Genomic DNA, 253 nt, shown 5'->3' on the forward strand with positions numbered 1-253 from the left:
CCCGTGAGGCTTGACCATATAACACCCAAACAATTTGCGTGTTGTACGGTGAAGACGTAACGAACCGAAAGTTCGTGTGAACCGCAAATACCTGTCACATACCCGAATCTGGATGAGCGTGTGCACTGCCACGAGCGTCCATAAAGAATTGCTTGACGACCATAGAGCGTTGGAACCACCTGATCCCATCCCGAACTCAGTAGTGAAACGACGCATCGCCGATGGTAGTGTGGAGTTTCTCCATGTGAGAGTA

Annotated in this window: 1 rRNA gene; it reads left to right on the forward strand. The window is 50.2% G+C overall.

From position 1 onward, the window contains the following. Window positions 1-151: 151 nt before the first annotated feature. Window positions 152-253 (forward strand): 5S ribosomal RNA (rrf, locus tag IB255_RS30715); the annotation flags it as partial.

It is taken from the genome of Pseudomonas sp. PDM22 (assembly GCF_014851965.1).
Taxonomy (GTDB): domain Bacteria; phylum Pseudomonadota; class Gammaproteobacteria; order Pseudomonadales; family Pseudomonadaceae; genus Pseudomonas.